General features: G+C 54.5%; 17 protein-coding genes. 15 read left to right on the forward strand and 2 right to left on the reverse strand.

Going from position 1 to position 18,091, the window contains the following annotated elements; all coding sequences use genetic code 11:
• The first annotated feature begins 25 nt into the window (after positions 1 to 25).
• The 15 genes from EKD02_RS02620 to EKD02_RS02690 all read left to right on the forward strand — a co-directional run bounded on the left by EKD02_RS02620 (position 26) and on the right by EKD02_RS02690 (position 15,362).
• Positions 26 to 1,156 carry a major capsid protein gene (locus EKD02_RS02620; RefSeq protein ID WP_126341532.1) on the forward strand — a complete coding sequence of 377 codons (1,131 nt, stop codon included), beginning with the start codon at positions 26 to 28 and terminating at the stop codon, positions 1,154 to 1,156.
• A 111-nt stretch (positions 1,157 to 1,267) separates the two neighbouring features.
• On the forward strand, positions 1,268 to 1,687 hold the full coding sequence (locus EKD02_RS02625) for a hypothetical protein (RefSeq protein WP_126341531.1): 420 nt from the start codon (positions 1,268 to 1,270) through the stop codon (positions 1,685 to 1,687).
• Between the two features lie 7 nt (positions 1,688 to 1,694).
• A complete protein-coding gene (locus EKD02_RS02630; RefSeq protein ID WP_126341530.1) occupies positions 1,695 to 2,051 on the forward strand; it encodes a hypothetical protein in 357 nt (118 codons plus the stop codon).
• Positions 2,048 to 2,275: a hypothetical protein gene (locus EKD02_RS02635; protein ID WP_126341529.1), complete on the forward strand. Its 228-nt coding sequence runs from the start codon at positions 2,048 to 2,050 to the stop codon at positions 2,273 to 2,275. The genes EKD02_RS02630 and EKD02_RS02635 overlap by 4 nt, the downstream gene beginning before the upstream one ends.
• A 37-nt stretch (positions 2,276 to 2,312) precedes the next feature.
• The gene (locus EKD02_RS02640; RefSeq protein ID WP_126341528.1) at positions 2,313 to 2,771 is read left to right on the forward strand and encodes a hypothetical protein; all 459 of its coding nucleotides are present in this window, start codon (positions 2,313 to 2,315) and stop codon (positions 2,769 to 2,771) included.
• A gap of 53 nt (positions 2,772 to 2,824) precedes the next feature.
• A complete protein-coding gene (locus EKD02_RS02645) occupies positions 2,825 to 4,450 on the forward strand; it encodes a hypothetical protein (RefSeq protein WP_126341527.1) in 1,626 nt (541 codons plus the stop codon).
• 7 nt (positions 4,451 to 4,457) lie between these two features.
• Positions 4,458 to 4,769, forward strand: coding sequence for a hypothetical protein (locus tag EKD02_RS02650; RefSeq protein ID WP_126341526.1), 312 nt, complete (start codon positions 4,458 to 4,460; stop codon positions 4,767 to 4,769).
• A complete protein-coding gene (locus EKD02_RS02655) occupies positions 4,769 to 4,972 on the forward strand; it encodes a hypothetical protein (RefSeq protein ID WP_126341525.1) in 204 nt (67 codons plus the stop codon). The genes EKD02_RS02650 and EKD02_RS02655 overlap by 1 nt, the downstream gene beginning before the upstream one ends.
• Positions 4,969 to 5,649, forward strand: a complete 681-nt coding sequence (locus EKD02_RS02660; protein ID WP_221762980.1) for an N-acetylmuramoyl-L-alanine amidase — start codon at positions 4,969 to 4,971, stop codon at positions 5,647 to 5,649. Before EKD02_RS02655 ends, EKD02_RS02660 begins: the two co-directional genes overlap by 4 nt.
• A 9-nt stretch (positions 5,650 to 5,658) precedes the next feature.
• Positions 5,659 to 6,069 (forward strand): 3TM-type holin, encoded by a 411-nt coding sequence (locus EKD02_RS02665; protein ID WP_126341524.1) that lies wholly within the window; start codon positions 5,659 to 5,661, stop codon positions 6,067 to 6,069.
• 10 nt (positions 6,070 to 6,079) lie between these two features.
• Positions 6,080 to 7,315, forward strand: coding sequence for a phage terminase large subunit (locus EKD02_RS02670; protein ID WP_126341523.1), 1,236 nt, complete (start codon positions 6,080 to 6,082; stop codon positions 7,313 to 7,315).
• Positions 7,316 to 7,317: 2 nt separating this feature from the next.
• A complete protein-coding gene (locus EKD02_RS02675; RefSeq protein WP_126383680.1) occupies positions 7,318 to 8,724 on the forward strand; it encodes a hypothetical protein in 1,407 nt (468 codons plus the stop codon).
• 692 nt (positions 8,725 to 9,416) lie between these two features.
• On the forward strand, positions 9,417 to 10,961 hold the full coding sequence (locus EKD02_RS02680) for a class I SAM-dependent DNA methyltransferase (RefSeq protein ID WP_126383682.1): 1,545 nt from the start codon (positions 9,417 to 9,419) through the stop codon (positions 10,959 to 10,961).
• Entirely contained in the window at positions 10,951 to 12,237 is a 1,287-nt protein-coding gene (locus tag EKD02_RS02685; protein ID WP_126383684.1) for a restriction endonuclease subunit S, read from the forward strand. Before EKD02_RS02680 ends, EKD02_RS02685 begins: the two co-directional genes overlap by 11 nt.
• 41 nt (positions 12,238 to 12,278) lie before the next feature.
• Positions 12,279 to 15,362 carry a type I restriction endonuclease subunit R gene (locus tag EKD02_RS02690; protein ID WP_126383686.1) on the forward strand — a complete coding sequence of 1,028 codons (3,084 nt, stop codon included), beginning with the start codon at positions 12,279 to 12,281 and terminating at the stop codon, positions 15,360 to 15,362.
• A 348-nt stretch (positions 15,363 to 15,710) separates the two neighbouring features.
• Here EKD02_RS02690 and EKD02_RS02695 read toward each other — a convergent pair whose 3' ends face one another.
• Both EKD02_RS02695 and EKD02_RS02700 read right to left on the reverse strand, forming a co-directional pair.
• On the reverse strand, positions 15,711 to 16,784 hold the full coding sequence (locus tag EKD02_RS02695) for a tetratricopeptide repeat protein (protein ID WP_126383688.1): 1,074 nt from the start codon (positions 16,782 to 16,784) through the stop codon (positions 15,711 to 15,713).
• Positions 16,785 to 16,997: 213 nt separating this feature from the next.
• The coding region (locus tag EKD02_RS02700; RefSeq protein WP_126383690.1) for an SEL1-like repeat protein at positions 16,998 to 18,091 on the reverse strand (1,094 nt) is incomplete at its 5' end.

An 18,091-nucleotide genomic window follows, 5' to 3' on the forward strand; every position in this document is an offset into this window, starting at 1 on the left:
AACAAACAAAGGAGAAACGAAGACCATGGCCAATACCCTCAACCTCTACGATCCCCTGTTTTATGCGCAGGAAGGGCTCATCCAGCTGGAGAATGCGCTGGGCATGTCGGCACGCGTGCATCGCGGGTACGACAAAGAGCCGCAGGAGAAAGGCAGTACCATCAAAATCAGCAAACCCGGAACCTTCCTCGCCAAAGATGCCCCCTCGGCGGATCAGGACCTCACCCCGGGCGATACCGAGATACGGCTCGACCGCTGGAGGGAGGTAAAGTTCAGTGTCAGCGACAAAGAGCTCGCTTATGCCGGGGAAAAAATCATCACCGATCATATCCGTCCTGCTGCTTATGCGCTCTCGAACGATATCGATCTCAGCCTCAACGGGCTGGCCAAGTCCGTACCGTGGTTCTACAATGCAGCCGCAACCACTGAGGTGAAAGATCTTACCCGTGTGCATCAGGTACTCTTCAACAACAAGGTCCCCATGAACGACAGCCTGCTCCATCTTGAAGTAGGGGGCGACCTTCAGGCAGGGTTCCTGGAACTGTTTGCCAACTCAAGTTTTGCGGGTGCTTCAAGTCAGGAAGTGCACAAAAGCGGCCATATCGGCAACCGGCTCGGCTTCGAAATCTTCGGCAACCAGAATGTCGGCTCTCATGTCAAAGGTACCGCTTCAGTCGCTACTCTGGCAGTGAACGGTGCAGTGCAGAAAGGAGCAACAAGCCTGAACCTGGACGCTACGGCAGTCAACGGTACGCTTGTAGCGGGCGACAGCTTCAGTATCGCAGGAGACCCTCAGCGCTATGTCGTTGCCGCCACCCTCACAGCAGCAGGCAACGCATTCTCCGGAGTGCAGGTGTTCCCACCTCTGGCACAGGATGCGCCGGATAACGCTGTCGTGAAAATGGACCTCACAAACCATGTTGAAAACCTCGCGTTCCACCGCAACGCATTTGCGCTCGGCATGGCTCCCTTGTCTGAGCTCGGCAACGAGTTCGGGGCGAAGGTGGCCAGTGTGGTTAACGAAAAAAATGGACTCGCCATCAGAAGCAGAATGTGGTACGACGGCGACAACTCACGCGTCAAAATTGCCCTTGATGTGCTCTACGGCATCAAATGTCTCGATGCAAACCTTGCCTGCAAACTCAGGAAGGTATAAGGGACGGCGCTTCACTCTGGCGGGCGGCCTGTTGAAAGAACACAAGAGGCGCCCGCATGAGGGGAGTGTGAAAAGGGTTGTGTAACCAGTAACGGAAAGGAGGGGACGGCAATGGCATTCAGTTCAGACGCGGACCTTATGGCAATGCAGCCGGGGATTTTCGAGTACGGCATCAGCAGCTTTGCTGACGACCACCTGGTGGCGGAGGGGGAGTTGAGCCGCGATATCCAGATCCTCTGGATTCCACGCCAGCATGAGGTCACTCTTGATCTGTTCGACCGTTACCAGCTTGATGATAGTCAATGGAAACGGGCGGCATGTTGCCGGGTACTGGGGTGGCACGCATTGCCGCGCCTTGCCGTGTCGGCCGATGCATCTGCGTTCTGGAATGCGATGGCCGAAGATTACCGGGAAATGTACCGCCTTGAGATTGACGCTGTTATCAGTGTCGGTGTCTGGTACGACTCGGGCTCCGGCCTTGCAAGGGTGCCCTCCACAAGACTTTCTGAATCATCCAGAGTGTGGAGGTAAGGCAGAGATGGCTACGAGCAACACCGCATACCAGCCTGCTGTCTACAACACCGGCATCCTCCGGGGCGACACATTCAGTGAATCGTTCACTTTTGCAACCGGCGGGGTGCCGCTTGATCTCACCGGGGCCAGCGTTCGCATCCAGCTGCGCAACCGTTCAGGAGGAGTTATCGGCAGCTTTGAAAACGGTTCAGGAATAGAAGCAGCCGAAGACGGTGGCGCAATTGTCTGGACCATCGAAGGGTCACAGACAGCAGCCTACGCACCAGGGTTGTACCAGTACGACATTGAAGTCACCACAGGCAGCACCGTCAGAACATACCTCTCGGGGTCGTTCACGGTGCAGAAAGACATCACCGTATGAGCGACTCAGTCTCCATCATCCCTACAGGAGCCGTTTCAGTCACGGTTGCATCTGTTGGCCCTCAAGGGCCGAAAGGAGAGGCGGGCGAGCCAGGAGCAAACGGCAGTGGAGTGCCCTCGGGCGGGTTGCCGGGTCAGGTTCTCATGAAAAGCAGTACAGAAGCGTTCGCTATAGAATGGGCGGAAGTGCCGCAGCCCGATGAGATTGACGGAGGCACATTTTAACGCCGGAAACGGTACCACCACCAAAAAACAAAACACCATGGCACAGAAGATCAAACTGAAAAGGGGATTGAAGGCGAGCCTTCCGACTGAGGGGATGACGGCGGGGGAGCCGCTGGTCACTACTGACCGGGGCACCATGTATCTGTCGACAGACGCCACCACAAAACTGCCGGTCGTGCCGCCGATCGAGGATCTCGGTACCCTTTCGGTGGTTGACGGGGCTGCGGATCTACTCATCGTGCACGACGCCGACGAAGCTGCAGGTCAGAAGGAGAAAAAGATCACATTCGGGAACTTCAAGGCGGCGCTGAACATCCCGGCTGCGTCGACTGATGAAATGGTCGCACTGAAGTCGGGCGGTACGTCGGGGTACCTGTTCGGAGAAGATGGTACGGACGGGCTGCTGGTGATGGGAGAGGGGCTCAGCTGGGCGCTGAATGCGGAGCAGAACAAGGCGGAGCTGTCGGTGGACGTCATTGATGGGGGCACGTTCTAAAGAACGAGCCTGCATAGCCCTTGTTCTTGTAACTCCCGTAACCTCCTACCACTATGGCGCAGAAGATCCTCATGAAGAAATCCACCATCCCCGGCAGAGTGCCCGGGACGGAGGATCTGCAGGTCGGCGAGCTTGCGGTGAACACCGCAGATGGCCGGCTGTTTTCCAAGCATGCCGACGGGGCGGTCGTGCCGTTAGGGGCTGCTCCGGAGGCGTCGGGTGGTGGGGCGGGGAGCGTGGAGGCGGTGGCAACAGGGGAAATCATGGCAGGGTGTGCGGTCGTTCTCAATACCGATGGCACTGTCAGCAGAGCAGAGAGCGGCGTATCCTCGTCAGTGCCTGCAACCGGCGGGATAGACATTTTCGATATTCGGGCAGCCTTCGACGAAGTCTCAGGAAAACTTGTGGTGGCCTATGTCATCGAAGGTGATGACATTGACACCTGCAACGGTTATGCTGTTGTTGGTGCTGTTGCAGGCGGCTCCATCTCCTTCGGACCTCCTGTGATGTACAACCCGATGGGAAACATAAATGAAATGGAGACCGGCTACACCCAGGTCGTCTATGTCCCCTCTTGGGGGCGGGTTGTCATAGCATACTTGTCTACAGATGGCGGGTGTAACCCGGATACCATCTGTCTTGTGGAAGGCACTGTTCAGGGAGACCACCTGCAGCTCGGCGTCCCGGTGGTGGTGGCAGAACCGGAGTGGATAACCGCGGTGAATTGCGTTGTCGGTCCATCAAACGGCAATATCATAGTCTTCCTCTGGGATGATGGCTTGCTATTTGTTCGTGCGGCATCATTCAACGGGTCGTCAATCAGTCTTGGCCCGCCGTATAGTGAGTCGGTGGGGGGGTTCATATGGGGAGGTGCGGTCAGTTGGGACACCCTTAACGATCGGCTGATCTATGTCGATTCAGAATGGGCTGATAATGGAGATAATATGGAACTGCGTGTGCGGGTCGGAACCCTCACTGGAACCTCCATTGCCTTTGGCCTCGTAATAGAAATATTTATAACCCTGACCTGTGATTCATCGCTAGACTGCTGTTTCGACGTAGCAGCAGGCAAGACGATCATGTCCTATGCGGATCCGACGGGCCAGTGGATGGCGGTCCCGTTGAGCCTCAGCGGTACAACGGTCACGCCAGGAACACCTGCGGCACTGCCAATGAATGGTCTGAGAGAACGGACGCAGATGACTTACTGCCCCGCTGTCGGAAAAGTGGTCATTGTAGGCGAAGACGAAGTGGTTCTCGCTTCAGCGGTAGGGGGAAGTCTGTCGTTCAGTGAACCTGAGGAGTACTACAGCAATGCCGATCGCTTTGCGGCGGCTGTGGCGGTAAGTGGTTCCGGAACACTGGTCATCGCCCACAAAAAAGATCATCCGGACCAAACAGGGTACGCAAGAGCCGGCTCCCTCACTCCAGACGCTATTCTTTTTGAATCGGCCAATCTTACCACGGAGAACTTTCTCGGTGTAGCCAGCGAAGCATGCCTGGATGGCGAAATGGCCACGGTGCAGACTGTGGGGGCAGTAGCAGCGAACCAGACCGGGCTTGTTGTCGGCCGTCGCTACTATGTCAGTGAAGGCGGAGAGCTCGACCTCACCCCGGCCGATCCGGAGGTGTATGCGGGCCTCGCACTCTCTTCAACCACACTCCTCGTAAAAGGATGAACTGAAAGTGAAAACCATCATCAACAAAACAACAGGCCTCTCCATGTTCCTCATCGCAGACGAGCGCGCAATCACAGAGGAGCATGGTATGCTGAAAATTGGGCCCGCTGAAGGGAAGCAGGAATACTACATCGGCAACCCCAAGCCCGATGAACTCACGGTCTACGACAAAGGCGGAACAGTACCCGCCGACTGGCGTGCCGGGAAGTACAGCTACAACGGGAAAAAATGGATCCCTAACCCGAACTACAAACAGCGGGAGCCACGCATCCCTCGAACCTCAAACGAAGCGCCACATCCAGATAACGGAGCAACCTGATGCCCAGTTGGAGTGAACACATCGATGTCGTCCAGGCGGTCCTCATCTTCTGCATTGGCCTCATCAGCTGGTTCAGCAGCCGCACCATGACCCTCATCGACCGCAACCAGAAAGAGATGTTTGAAAGGATAACGAAGATCGAAAAAGAACTCTGGATGCTCAAAGGAGAGCACGAAGCAAACCAGATCTACAGGAAACCATGAGAAAAGCCCCCAGCAGAACCCGCACCGCAGCAGCAAAACCAAAACCCTTGCCCCTGCAGGTCATCCTCGACAACGGCCACGGCCGGGAAACACCCGGCAAGCGCAGCCCCGCATGGTACGACATGGCACAGCTGATGGAGTGGGAGTTCAACCGCTCGATTGTCCAGCGAGTTGCTGAAAGTCTCAGCCAGCTCACTATGCAATGCAACATCCTTGTCCCCGAAGAAGAAGACATCAGCATCACGGAACGCATCAAACGCACCAACACCCTCGCACGCCAGGCCCGTGAAGAAGGGCGGAAGGCACTTCTTATCTCCATCCACGCCAACGCCTCACCCAACCAGATGAACCCCGGCCACGGCTGGGAATGCTGGACCTCAAAAGGAGGCACCCAAAGCGACCAGCTCGCCACCATGCTCTACAACGCAGCAGGGCGTTATCTCGGCCGCTACACGCTCAGGAAAGACATGGCCGACGGCGACCCCGACAAAGAGACGAATGCGTTCTCGCTGCTTTCCAGGACGATCTGTCCCGCCGTCCTCACCGAAAACCTCTTCATGGACAACCACGACGAATGCGAGTTCCTTTTGAGTGAACAAGGCCGGGATCTCATTGCACACACCCACACCAAAGCCATCATTGACTACAATCGCCAGTTCGGAACCAACCACATCTAAAAGCACGCTATGGCCACCCCCATCCTGGGCGACATCATCAAGACCGTCGGAACCATCATCGACGATCTTTACACCAGCGGCGAAGAAAAGAGCGCCGCTACGCTTGAACGCCTCAAGCTCCTTCAGGCGCAGCTCATGGGGCAACAGGCCATCAACACGGCGGAAGCGGGCCACGGCTCAGTGTTCGTTGCCGGCTGGAGGCCATTTGTCGGGTGGGTCTGCGCCATAGCCCTTGCCTATGCAGCAATTCTTGAACCACTCCTACGCTTTACCGCACGGGTCGCATTCGGGTACGCAGGGGAATTTCCCGTGATAGACACCACCCTCACCATGCAAATCCTCCTCGGCATGCTTGGGCTCGGGGCGTTCCGCAGCTGGGAGAAAAAAGCAGAAGTAGCCCGCAACACCCTCACAAAGTGAAGCGGCACCCATGCAATTCCAGATAGACAAACAAAAGATGCTCCCACACCAGCGGGAGTTCTGGGAACTACCGAACTACATCAAGCTGCTCGTCGGCGGTTACGGTTCCGGTAAAACCCATATCGGCGCAGTCCGCGCCATCTGGAACAGCTACCTCAACGCCCCCATCCCGCACCTCTCCATCTCGCCCACCTACAAGCAGGCGCGCAAAACCGTCATCATCTCCATCAGCGAACTGCTCGACCGGGCCAACATCCGCTACACCTACAACAAAACCGACCACGAATTCCTCATCCGCAACTGGAACGGCCGGATATGGATCGCCAGCGGCGACGAACCCGACTCCCTCAAAGGGCCCAACCTCGCCACCATCGGCATAGACGAACCCTTCATCCAGAAAAAAGAGGTCTTTGACATTGCCCTCTCGCGGCTCCGCCACCCCGAAGCAAAAACGCGAGAACTCATCATGACCGGCACCCCCGAACAGCTCAACTGGGGATACGAAGTCGCACAAAACGAAAATGGCAACTACGACCTCGGTGTCGTCATCGGCAGCACCGCAAGCAACACCCACCTCCCAAAACAGTTCATCGAAACACTCGAAAACGCCTACGACCAAAACCAGCGCGCGGCCTATATGGACGGCAAGTTCGTCAACCTCACCGCCGGCAGAGTCTACCGCTACTTCAGTCGCCAGCACCACTACAAAGAGGGCGGCCCACAGCCCGGAGAACAGGTCGAAGCCGGCATCGACTTCAATGTCGACTACATGACAGCAGAGCTGTTTGTACGAAGAGGCAGCACCCTCCACTTCTTCGAAGAAATCCGGATGGCCGATGCCGACACCTACGCCCTCGCAGAACTGCTCCACCAAAAACACCCAGGCATAACGCTCTACCCCGACGCAAGCGGCAACAGCCGCCGCACCAGCTCACCCAAAACCGACCACACCATACTGCGCGAAAAAGGGTTCAAGGTCCTCTCACCCAAAAGCAACCCACCCGTCAAAGACCGCATCAACGCCGTCAACAACCTCCAACGCACCAACCGCATCACCATAGCCAACTGCCCAAACCTCATCAAAGACTTCGAACGGGTAGTATGGAAAAACGGCGACATCGACAAAACCTCCGACCCCAAACTCACCCACGCCAGTGACGCAGCCGGATACGCCATCAACTACATCTACCCGGTCAAAATCGAACGCACCTACCAATCCCCCCAACCAACCGCCTGGAGGCCATAACCATGAACAACCCCGCAATCACCCCCGAAACCCTTCTCTCCAAACACAACCTCTACAATGTGTTCAGCGACGAATGGGACTACTTCCGCCAAAGCTACCAAGGCGGCAAAGCCTACCGCGACGCATCGCTCCTCTACCCCTACCGGTTCGAAAAAGAAGGCACCGGAGAAGCGCTGCTGCTCGAACGCCTCCGCCAAACCCCGCTCGACAACCACTGCGAAAGCGCACTCCACACATACTCCTCATTCCTCTGGAAAAAGAAACCCCAGCGCGACCTCGCAGAGCTTCAAGACGACCCCGAAATACTCGCCTTGCTTAAAGACGCCGACCTTGAAGGCACCCCCCTGAACGAATTCATGCGCACCGTTCAAATCCAGGCCGGCATCTACGGCCACGCATGGATCGTTATCGACAAAGCCCCCCACCAATACAACACCCTCGCCGAAGAACGCCACAACGGCATCCGCCCCTACCTCGTCCACTACGCCCCCCCAAATGTCTACGACTGGACCATTGAACGCAACAGCTCAGGCGCCGTTGAAACCACCTACCTCAAAGTCGTCGAAGAAGAACGCAGCAGAAACGGGGAAGTCAACAAAATAGTCCGCATCTGGACAAAAGAGAGCATGCAAGCCTACCGCATCCAAGGCGGCTCCAACACCCTCGAAACCCTCCACAACACCCCGAACCCCATCGGCATTATTCCCGCCATCTGCCACTACGGCCGCAGCCGCCTTCACCGCGGAATCGGATCCTCCGAAATCAAAGATGTCGCAAAGCTCCAGCAATCAATCTACAACGACCTCTCCGAACTCGCCCAAACCATCCGCAACACCAACCACAGCACCCTTGTCAAGAACCCCGACGACGACGCCAGCGGAGGAGCCGGCGGAGTTGTCATCATGTCCGAGAACACAGAATCCGGCAAAAAGCCCTACCTCCTTCAGCCCATGCTCTTTCAAATGGAAGGGCTCATCAAAGCCATCGAGAAAAAAGAGGCCATGATCAACCGCATGACCCACCTCGCCCCAGTCCGCAGCGTCCGCACCCAGCCCCAAAGCGGTGAGGCCATCAAAACCGAGTTTCAGCTCCTCAACGCCCTCCTCTCCGAAATGGCCTCCGGCCTCCAGCTCACCGAATACCGCATGCTCGAAGTCTACTGCCACTGGCTCGGAAAAACAGAACAAGCCAAAAGCCTCATCATCCAATACCCCGAAAAGTTCGAACTCCGCGACCGCCAGCAAGACCTCAACCTCCTCAAAGAAGCCGGCACCCTCACCGTCAACAGCCCTACCTTCCAAAAAGAACTACAAAAGCTCATCGCCAGCATCGCGCTTGAGGACGATGCGCAGCTGGAGGAGATTAATGGGGAGATTGATGGAGGGGGTGGAGAGAACCCTCCGCAGTAAAAAGAGCGGGGGTTGTTCCATTCGAGATTTTTTGTAACTTTAACGTTTGGACGACTGGTTCTCTTGCTGCTTTCAGGTTTACTGGAGCAGCAGCATGAGGATCATGCTGACGAGCCTGACCAGTTCGGTCAGGAGTTGTATTAGGTAGATAATCATCTCAGTAAGGCTGGATGGTTATTGAATACTGAGCCGATAACCCAGCAGCTACTGGGTTATCGGCTTTTTTGTTTGCCATACCGGTAATATATCAGAAATCGTAAAAGTTGACGCCGAGCGTGAAGCAAGAGGGTTGCATGTCCATCATGCCTTTCATCGTTTTGTGCATGCGGTCACTATTGATACGATTTACATTGCGAAGTTGACGGTCGTTGTTATGATTATCCACCTGCGTCCTGATAAGAATTAAATGCCGACTTCGTTGACGAGAACCTCATCCAGTTAAAGCGCCGTCAAGTGCTGATTGCTCACGCGCAAGGGGGGAGTGGTTGTCGAAGACCGCCATGTTATCGGTCTCTATGTTGTTGAGGCTGAGTGTGAGGCCCTGTATCGGACAGCGAATGTCCTATGCTGGTGAGTATACTTCTGGGTGAGGATGTTTGTTGGTCTTCCTTGTTTGGTGCGCGTGTTTTCTCAATATTATAAAAGTGACTTGCTAGGGCGGAACGTTTTAACAGCCATTATTCCATATTCCCATGATCGAAGATATCAAGAAAACCCTCTGGGCCTCTGCCGACAAGCTGCGGGCCAACATGGATCCTGCCGAGTACAAGCATATCGTGCTTGGGCTCATCTTCCTGAAGTTCATCTCCGACAGCTTCGGGTCACACCGGAAGCAGCTCTCCATGAGGCTCGCCGATCCCGTGGACGACTACTACATCGGGAAAGGAAACGACTCCCTGATTAGCGACGAACTCGAAGAACGCGACTACTACACCGAGTCCAACGTCTTCTGGGTTCCCCAGGAGGCTCGCTGGGATGCAATTCAGGCGAATGCAAAGCAGTCAGATATCGGCAAGCGGATCGATCAGGCTCTCACGGTCATTGAGCAAGAAAACCCCAAACTCAAAGGTATCCTTGACAAGCGTTTTGCGCGTATCCAGCTTCCCGACGGCAAACTTGGGGAGCTGGTTGACCTCATTTCCACCATCGGCTTCGGAGTGGATGGCCAGCAGGCCCGGGATCTTCTTGGGCAGGTGTATGAATACTTCATCGGCATGTTCGCCGATGCTGAGGGAAAGCGTGGCGGGCAGTTCTACACGCCGGCGAGCATCGTGAAAACCCTTGTCGGGGTTCTCGCTCCGCATAAGGGGCAGGTCTACGATCCATGCTGCGGTTCGAGCGGCATGTTCGTCCAGTCCGAGAAGTTCATCGAGTCGCATGGCGGCAGACGGGGGGACATCTCCATCTACGGTCAGGAATCCAATCCAACCACGTGGCGGCTTGCTGCGATGAACCTTGCCATCCGCGGGCTCGACTATAACCTCGGCAAGGAGCCCGCCGACTCGTTCGTCCGCGACCAGCACCCTGATCTCCGTGCGGATTTCGTACTTGCCAATCCTCCCTTCAATATCTCCGACTGGTGGCACGGCAGCCTTGAAGGAGACCCCCGCTGGGTCTACGGCAGCCCGCCGAAAGGTAACGCGAACTATGCCTGGCTGCAGCATATCCTCTACCACCTCAAGCCGAATGGACGAGCCGGGGTGGTACTTGCCAATGGTTCCATGTCATCGACCACCAACAGCGAGGGCGACATTCGCCAGGCGATGGTGGCGGCGGACAAGGTCGAGGTCATGGTGGCCCTGCCCGGTCAGCTCTTTTTCAACACGCAGATTCCGGCGTGCCTCTGGTTCCTCGCCAAGGAGAAGACTGTACGGAAGGGCGAGGTACTGTTCATCGATGCCCGGAAACTCGGGAACATGGTTTCACGAGTCCAGAAGCAACTTTCCGACGAGGATATCCAGAAGATCGTCGACACCGTCCAGGCATGGCGCAGCGACGATCAGTATGAGGACATACCCGGCTTCTGCGCATCCGTCACGCTTGAGAAAATCGCCGAACACGGCCACGTCCTGACACCTGGCCGCTACGTTGGAGCCGAAGCCGTCGATGACGACGACGAAGCCTTCGAAGAGAAGATGCTTCGTCTCACCGAAACCCTTGGTGAGCAGATGGCGAGAGGCGCAGAACTGGATCTCGTGATCCGCGAAAAGCTGGGAGGGCTGGGATATGAGTTCTGAGTGGCAAAAGACTCTAATTCGTTATTGTTGCGACATTAATTCCTCCAATATAAAAGCGAATGGGCCTTCTCAATACATAAAATACATCGATATTTCCTCTATCGGGGAAGGGTGCCAGAAAGAAGCGTTTAAATCGATTCTTCGCGTGGAAGCACCGAGTAGAGCGCAACGCTTAATCGCCTCTGGTGACTGTATTATTTCGACAGTTCGCCCTAATCGTCGATCTATGATATGGATTAAAAATGCTGTTGATAATCTTGTTGCTTCTACTGGTTTTGCTGTATTAAGAGCAAAAACCAGCGTCATATTACCTCGATTTCTTTACTACAATCTTTTCAGTCAATCCTTTACAGATTATCTTGTAACAAGAGAAAAAGGTGCCGCATATCCGGCTGTTAGCACTACTGACATTGTGGATGCTGAAATTTATCTCCCACCTCTGCCTGAACAGCAAACCATTATTGATCTTCTTGGTTCACTTGACGACCGCATCGCCCTCCTCCGCGAAACCAACGCAACGCTTGAATCGATCGCTCAAGCCATCTTCAAATCATGGTTCATCGACTTCGACCCCGTCAAAGCCAAGCAGGCTGGACGCGAGCCTGAGGGCATGGATGCCGCCACCGCTGCGCTTTTTCCCGATAGCTTCGAAGAGTCAGAACTTGGGCTGATTCCGAAGGGGTGGGAGGTTTCGCCGCTTGATGAAATTGCAGTATTTCTAAATGGCTTGGCATTGCAGAAGTATCCGCCAAACGGGGATGACGATCTCCCTGTTATAAAAATAGCTCAGCTCCGAAAGGGTGATTCTTTGGGGGCTGATAGGGCATCACGGGAAATAAAGCCTGAATACATTGTTCGAGATGGTGATGTGTTGTTTTCATGGTCTGGCAGTTTGGAAGTTGCCATTTGGTGTGGAGGTGATGGTGCTTTGAATCAGCATTTGTTCAAAGTGACTTCTGTGGAATTTCCGAAATGGTTCTATTACTTTTGGACAAAACAGCACCTGAGTGATTTTCAACGAATAGCAGCCAGCAAGGCTACGACGATGGGTCATATACAAAGACATCATTTGAGCAATGCGAAAGTTGTTGTTCCCCCATCGAAAGTATTGCTAGGGATTGATGGATTTATGAGCCCATTGCTCAATATGTGGATAACAAATTCATTGCGAGTAAAGTCTCTAACCTTGACCCGCGACACCTTGCTCCCGCGCCTTATCTCCGGCAAGCTCCGCCTGCCAGAGGCAGAGGAGATCCTCAAAGAAGCGACAGCATAACGTCATCAGGAATAGCTCAAGCAACCAAAACGCCCCCAGCCATGACGGAAGACCAACTCGAACAGGAAGCCCTCGGATGGCTCAAGGAACGCGGATACCAGCACCGATTCGGACCCGATATTGCACACGATGGCCCAGAACCTGAACGCAGGAACTATCGCGAAGTGCTGCTTGCCTCACGACTCCATCACGCCATCAACAAGCTCAACCCGCAGGTACCTGCCACCGCGCGTGAAGATGCTCTTCAGCAGGTGCTCAAGTTTGAGCATCCTGTACAGGTCACTGCCAACCAGATATTCCACCGGTTGCTTGTCAATGGGGTTCCGGTCGAGTATCAGCAAGGTGGTGAGACACGCGGCGACTTTGTCCGACTTGTGGATTTCGAACATCCGGAGCATAACGACTGGCTCGCTGTCAACCAGTACACCGTGCAGGGCCCCCACCATACCCGCCGGCCTGACATCGTCCTTTTCATCAACGGCCTCCCGCTCATCGTCATAGAGCTGAAAAACCCAGCCGACGAGAACGCAGATATACGGAAGGCTTACGATCAGCTTCAGACCTACAAAGAGCAAATCTCCGACCTTTTCCGATACAACGAGATCCTTGTCATATCCGACGGTGCCCAGTCCCGCATGGGCTCGCTTTCAGCAAACATTGAACGATTCATGGCATGGAGGAGCACCGACGGCGAGAACCTCGACCCGCTCGGCCAGTTCAACGAGCTCGAAACCATGATTCAGGGGATCTTCGAGCCAGCGCTCCTCCTCGACTTCATACGCTATTTCGTCCTCTTCGAGGATGAAGGCACGCTGATCAAGAAGATCGCCGGATACCATCAGTATTTCGCCGTCCGCACCGCCATCGACCGTGTCATCACCGCATCGCAGGCTCAAGGTGACCATAAGGGCGGTGTCGTCTGGCACACCCAAGGGTCGGGAAAGAGCATCACCATGGTCTGCTTTGCCGCGCGCGTCATGCGTGAAGCCGCCATGCAGAATCCGACCATTGTCGTCATCACCGACCGAAACGACCTCGACGGCCAGCTCTTCGGCACCTTCTCGCTCTCTCAGGATCTCCTCCGCGAAGAGCCCGTGCAGGTCGACAGCCGGCATGACCTGCGAGCCAAACTCTCCAACCGACCCTCCGGAGGCATTGTCTTCACCACCATTCAGAAGTTCATGCCAGACGAGGACGAGGACAAGTTCCCCATGCTTTCCGACCGGCACAACATCGTCGTCATCGCCGACGAGGCCCATCGCACCCAGTATGGGTTCGAGGCGAAGTTCAAGGGGGACGCCAAGGGTTATCAGGTCGGCTATGCCCAGCACCTGCGAGACGCCATGCCGAACGCTACCTTTGTGGCCTTCACCGGTACGCCGGTCTCTTCGGAAGATCGGGACACCCGCGCCGTCTTCGGTGATTATATCCACGTCTACGACATCCAGCAGGCTCGTGAAGACGGCGCCACAGTGCCGATCTATTTCGAGTCACGGCTCGCCAAGCTGAGCCTGAATGAGGCGATCCTGCCGGAGGTTGATGAGGAGGTCGAAGAGCTTACTGAAGACGACGAGGAGAGAGAGCGCAACAGGCAAAAAAGCCGATGGGCAGCTCTTGAGAGAGTCGTCGGGGCTGAGCCGCGCATCGTGCGGGTGGCGGAAGATCTCGTCGCCCATTTCGAGGAGCGCTGCAATGCCATGGAGGGTAAAGCCATGGTCGTAGCTATGAGCAGGGATATCTGCGTCCATATGTACAATGCCATCACGCAACTCCGCCCTGAATGGCACAGTGCGGATCCTGAAAAAGGAGCCATCAAGGTGATCATGACCGGCTCTGCGAGCGACAAGGAACTTCTGCGCCCGCACATCTACTCCTCCCAGGTGAAGAAGCGGCTTGAGAGGCGTTTCAAGGACCCTGCAGACCCCTTGCGCATGGTCATAGTCCGAGACATGTGGCTCACCGGATTCGATGCTCCCAGCGTCCATACCATGTATGTCGACAAGCCCATGAAGGGGCACAACCTCATGCAGGCCATTGCCCGGGTCAACAGGGTCTTTCGCGACAAGCAGGGGGGACTGGTGGTCGACTATATCGGCATCGCTACCGATCTCAAAAAAGCCCTCAAGGACTATACGTCGAGTAGAGGGCGGGGGAAGCCGACGGTTGATGTTGGTGAAGCCCTGGCGGTGCTGCTTGAAAAACTCGACATCCTGCGGAGCATGATGCACGGATTCGATTACAGCGGGTTCTTGAACGGCGGGCACCGCCTTATGGCCCAGGCCGCCGATCATATCCTCGGCCTTGAAGATGGGAAGAAGCGGTTCAGTGATAACGCTCTGGCTATGAGCAAGGCCTACAGCCTCTGCTGCACCCATGACGAAGCGAAGGCGGTTCGGGAAGAGGTTGCGTTCTTCCAGGCCGTCAAAGTCATCATCACCAAGCCCGATAAGTCCAAAAAGAAACGCAGCGACGAGGAAAAGGATCTGGCCATCCGCCAGATCATCAACTCCGCGCTCGTCTCGGAAGACGTCGTCGACATCTTCGAGGTGGCAGGTCTCGACAAGCCGAACATCGGGATCCTTGACGACGCATTCCTCGAAGACGTCCGCAACCTCCCTGAGCGCAATCTCGCCGTCGAGCTTCTCCAGCGGCTCATCAGCGGAGAAATTCACTCGAGGTTCGCCTCGAATGTCGTTCAGCAGAAGAAGTTCTCCGATATGCTCGACAATGTGGTCAAGCGCTACCAGAATAGGGCTATTGAGACCGCCCAGGTCATCGAGGAGCTTATCCAGATGGCCAAGGCATTCCAGGAAGCGATCAAGAGAGGCGCGGCAATCGGGCTCAATCCCGATGAGCTGGCATTCTACGATGCCCTTGCCAACAACGAAGAGGCTGTTAGGGAATTAGGTGATGAAATCTTGAAGGCCATTGCACACGAACTGGCTGAAAGTCTTCGGAAGAGCATAACCGTCGACTGGAGCAAACGCGAAAGTGTGAGGGCCCGGATCCGGATTCTCATTAGGCAGATTCTTCGTCGATACAGGTATCCGCCAACCAAGCAGGATGATGCGGTGAAGCTTGTCCTCGATCAGGCCGAATCATTGGGAGAAAAGTGGGCGGCGTGAGCTATATTTAGCTCGATGAGGATTTTGCCGGGTATGCTATCGGGAATTGATGTTTTTCCCCTTTGGAGGAGTCAACGAGATGTAGATGAGAGGACCAAGATAAATTTCGGGCGCCGTGAGGCTGTCTGGCGACAAAGCGGGCTACCATTTTCTGTTCAGTTTTTTTTCTGCCATTTTTCTGTCGGCCCTGTTTCGGCGGAATTTGGTGGAGTAGGGGACGTTGTTGAATATCGTGAATAACAAATATCCGGATATATTGGGTGATGAGCTGTACAAAAGCATACATCCGAAGCAAGTCGCACTCCATAAACATGTTTCGCATCCCTTCCGCCCGCATCTTTGGTGACTTTAATACCCCCTGTTCTCCATATCCTCATAAGCCGCACATCCATTTGGCACCCCGTTCTCGCATGCTTGTCTGAAGAGTTCCTTCGCTTTCGTCAAGTCTTTTGCGACCCCCTGTCCCTTAACATACATGAGGCCTAGATTGAACTGAGATGATGCCAATCCAGCATCTGCCGCTTTCTTGTACCAGTAAAAAGCCTTGTTGAAATCCATGGCAGTGCCTTGGCCATGTTCATAGGCTACTGCCACATTGTGTTGAGCAGATGTATTCCCTTGCTCTGCGGCCTTCCGCATCCATATCAACGATTGGGCATAATCCTGCGCCACTCCTTTGCCATGATAAAATGCAATGGCCAGGTGGTACTCTGCCAAGATTTCCCCCTGTTTTGCGGCCAACTTGAACCACTTCACGGCTGTGGTGTCATTCTGCTGTACCCCGTCGCCGAGCGCATACATGGCACCAATGTTGTATTGTGCCTGAGGCTCACCCTGCTCAGCTGCCAATCGAAACCATTTTAAAGCCTGTTGAGGGTTCCGTGAATTACCACCTTCAGCATTATAAAGTAGAGCCAAGTTGAGTTGAGCTTCAGCCATGCCCTTTTTTGCTGCCCGTGTATACCACAATCGAGCATCCTCATAGCTTTGCTTTACGCCAAGGCCATTGTAGTAAAGATTTGCAAGGTTAAACTGAGCCTCTTCAACACCCTGCTCTGCGGCAAGCCGATACCACTCTGCTGCCTGTTTCGGATTTTGAAGTACCCCATTGCCGCTATCATAGAGCCAGCCAATAGCGTACTGAGCTGGCGCATATCCTTGCCCCGCAGCCATTCGGTAAAAGCGGAGAGCCATTGCATAATCCCGCAAGAACACCCTGCCTTCAGCATAAGCGTGGCCGATCTGGCATTGAGAAAACGCATCGTTCGGGATGACAGCGTTAATACGGATGAGGACAGTGTCTGGCATCGAAGGTGATGCCGGAGCAATACGGCTTGGTGTGCTGACAAAAGCGAAGCATGGGGCGGATGAGAAAGAAAGAACCCCGCACAAGAGAGTCATGGCAAGCACGAAATGTTTCATAGGGTCGGAGGGTTAAGAGTTGCCGTACATAATGTCACATAATGTAGTTAAGAAACCCAGAAAGGATCCGAGTTTGAAGGGACCTCTAAGAATTGAGTCTTGATATATCATTCTGCCACAGTCCGCTATAAAAAGCCTACTGACCTGCAAGAGGTACTGAATGTCCCAAGCCAACACCATGAGCTGTAACAATCATCTCATTACCTGTCTTATTCATTTACCCTGAAGACTCAGTTCACGGTATCGATCACACCCTTGCTGGTACCCATTGTCACAGGCCTTTCCGACCCATTCTTTAGCAATCGCCATGTTCACTCTGACCCCCCGACCGTTGTAATACATTATCCCGAGGTTATACTGTGCCTTTGCGTTCCCTTTCGATGCCGCAAGTCGAAACCATTTTAAAGATTCCGGGTAGCTTTGTCTGACCCCCTGACCCTCGTAATACATATACCCGAGGTCGAATTGGGCATCAGCATTCCCCTGTTCAGCAGAAAGTCGATACCACTTCAACGCCTCGGTGTAGTTCTGGGGAACTCCCTTACCCTTGGAATACATAACCCCGAGGTTGTTCTGAGCATCAGCAAAACCCTGTTCAGCAGACAGTCGATACCACTTCAACGCCTCGGTGTAGTTCTGGGGAACTCCCTGACCCTCAAGATACATGACCCCGAGGTTGAACTGAGCCTTAGCAAAACCCTGTTCTGCAGAGAGTCGGAACCACTTCATCGCCTCGGTATTGTTCTGGGGAACTCCCTGACCATTGTCGTACATAACCCCGAGGGCGAACTGAGCCTTAGCAAAACCCTGTTCAGCAGAGAGTCGGAACCACTTCAACGCCTCGGTGTAGTTCTTTGGAACTCCCATACCATAGGAGTACATACTCCCGAGGTTGAACTGAGCCACAGCAACGCCCTGTTCAGCAGAGAGTCGATACCACTTTATCGCCTCGGTATAGTTCTGTGGAACTCCCATACCATTGGAGTACATATTCCCGAGGTTGAACTGAGCAGCAGCATTCCCCTGTTCAGCAGAGAGTCGATACCACTTTATCGCCTCGGTATAGTTCTGTGGAACTCCCATACCATTGGAGTACATATTCCCGAGGTTGAACTGAGCAGCAGCATTCCCCTGTTCAGCAGAGAGTCGATACCACTTCAACGCCTCGGTATAGTTCTGGGGAACTCCCTGACCATGGTCGTACATATTCCCGAGGAAGTACTGAGCCACAGCATTCCCCTGTTCAGCATCACGACGAATTTTCTGAACTTGTTCAGTTGTTATAACGGGAGTATTCCCCTTGTCGT

Origin of the sequence: Chlorobium phaeovibrioides (assembly GCF_003968655.1) — a bacterium.
Taxonomy (GTDB): domain Bacteria; phylum Bacteroidota; class Chlorobiia; order Chlorobiales; family Chlorobiaceae; genus Chlorobium; species Chlorobium phaeovibrioides.

Excerpts from the sequence above, each read along its gene's own strand:
- EKD02_RS02620 (WP_126341532.1), top strand. The coding sequence starts at position 26 with ATGGCCAATACCCTCAACCTCTACGATCCCCTGTTTTATGCGCAGGAA.
- EKD02_RS02625 (WP_126341531.1), top strand. The coding sequence starts at position 1,268 with ATGGCATTCAGTTCAGACGCGGACCTTATGGCAATGCAGCCGGGGATT.
- EKD02_RS02630 (WP_126341530.1), top strand. The coding sequence starts at position 1,695 with ATGGCTACGAGCAACACCGCATACCAGCCTGCTGTCTACAACACCGGC.
- EKD02_RS02635 (WP_126341529.1), top strand. The coding sequence starts at position 2,048 with ATGAGCGACTCAGTCTCCATCATCCCTACAGGAGCCGTTTCAGTCACG.
- EKD02_RS02640 (WP_126341528.1), top strand. The coding sequence starts at position 2,313 with ATGGCACAGAAGATCAAACTGAAAAGGGGATTGAAGGCGAGCCTTCCG.
- EKD02_RS02645 (WP_126341527.1), top strand. The coding sequence starts at position 2,825 with ATGGCGCAGAAGATCCTCATGAAGAAATCCACCATCCCCGGCAGAGTG.
- EKD02_RS02655 (WP_126341525.1), top strand. The coding sequence starts at position 4,769 with ATGCCCAGTTGGAGTGAACACATCGATGTCGTCCAGGCGGTCCTCATC.
- EKD02_RS02660 (WP_221762980.1), top strand. The coding sequence starts at position 4,969 with ATGAGAAAAGCCCCCAGCAGAACCCGCACCGCAGCAGCAAAACCAAAA.
- EKD02_RS02665 (WP_126341524.1), top strand. The coding sequence starts at position 5,659 with ATGGCCACCCCCATCCTGGGCGACATCATCAAGACCGTCGGAACCATC.
- EKD02_RS02670 (WP_126341523.1), top strand. The coding sequence starts at position 6,080 with ATGCAATTCCAGATAGACAAACAAAAGATGCTCCCACACCAGCGGGAG.
- EKD02_RS02675 (WP_126383680.1), top strand. The coding sequence starts at position 7,318 with ATGAACAACCCCGCAATCACCCCCGAAACCCTTCTCTCCAAACACAAC.
- EKD02_RS02680 (WP_126383682.1), top strand. The coding sequence starts at position 9,417 with ATGATCGAAGATATCAAGAAAACCCTCTGGGCCTCTGCCGACAAGCTG.
- EKD02_RS02685 (WP_126383684.1), top strand. The coding sequence starts at position 10,951 with ATGAGTTCTGAGTGGCAAAAGACTCTAATTCGTTATTGTTGCGACATT.
- EKD02_RS02690 (WP_126383686.1), top strand. The coding sequence starts at position 12,279 with ATGACGGAAGACCAACTCGAACAGGAAGCCCTCGGATGGCTCAAGGAA.
- EKD02_RS02695 (WP_126383688.1), bottom strand. The coding sequence starts at position 16,784 with ATGAAACATTTCGTGCTTGCCATGACTCTCTTGTGCGGGGTTCTTTCT.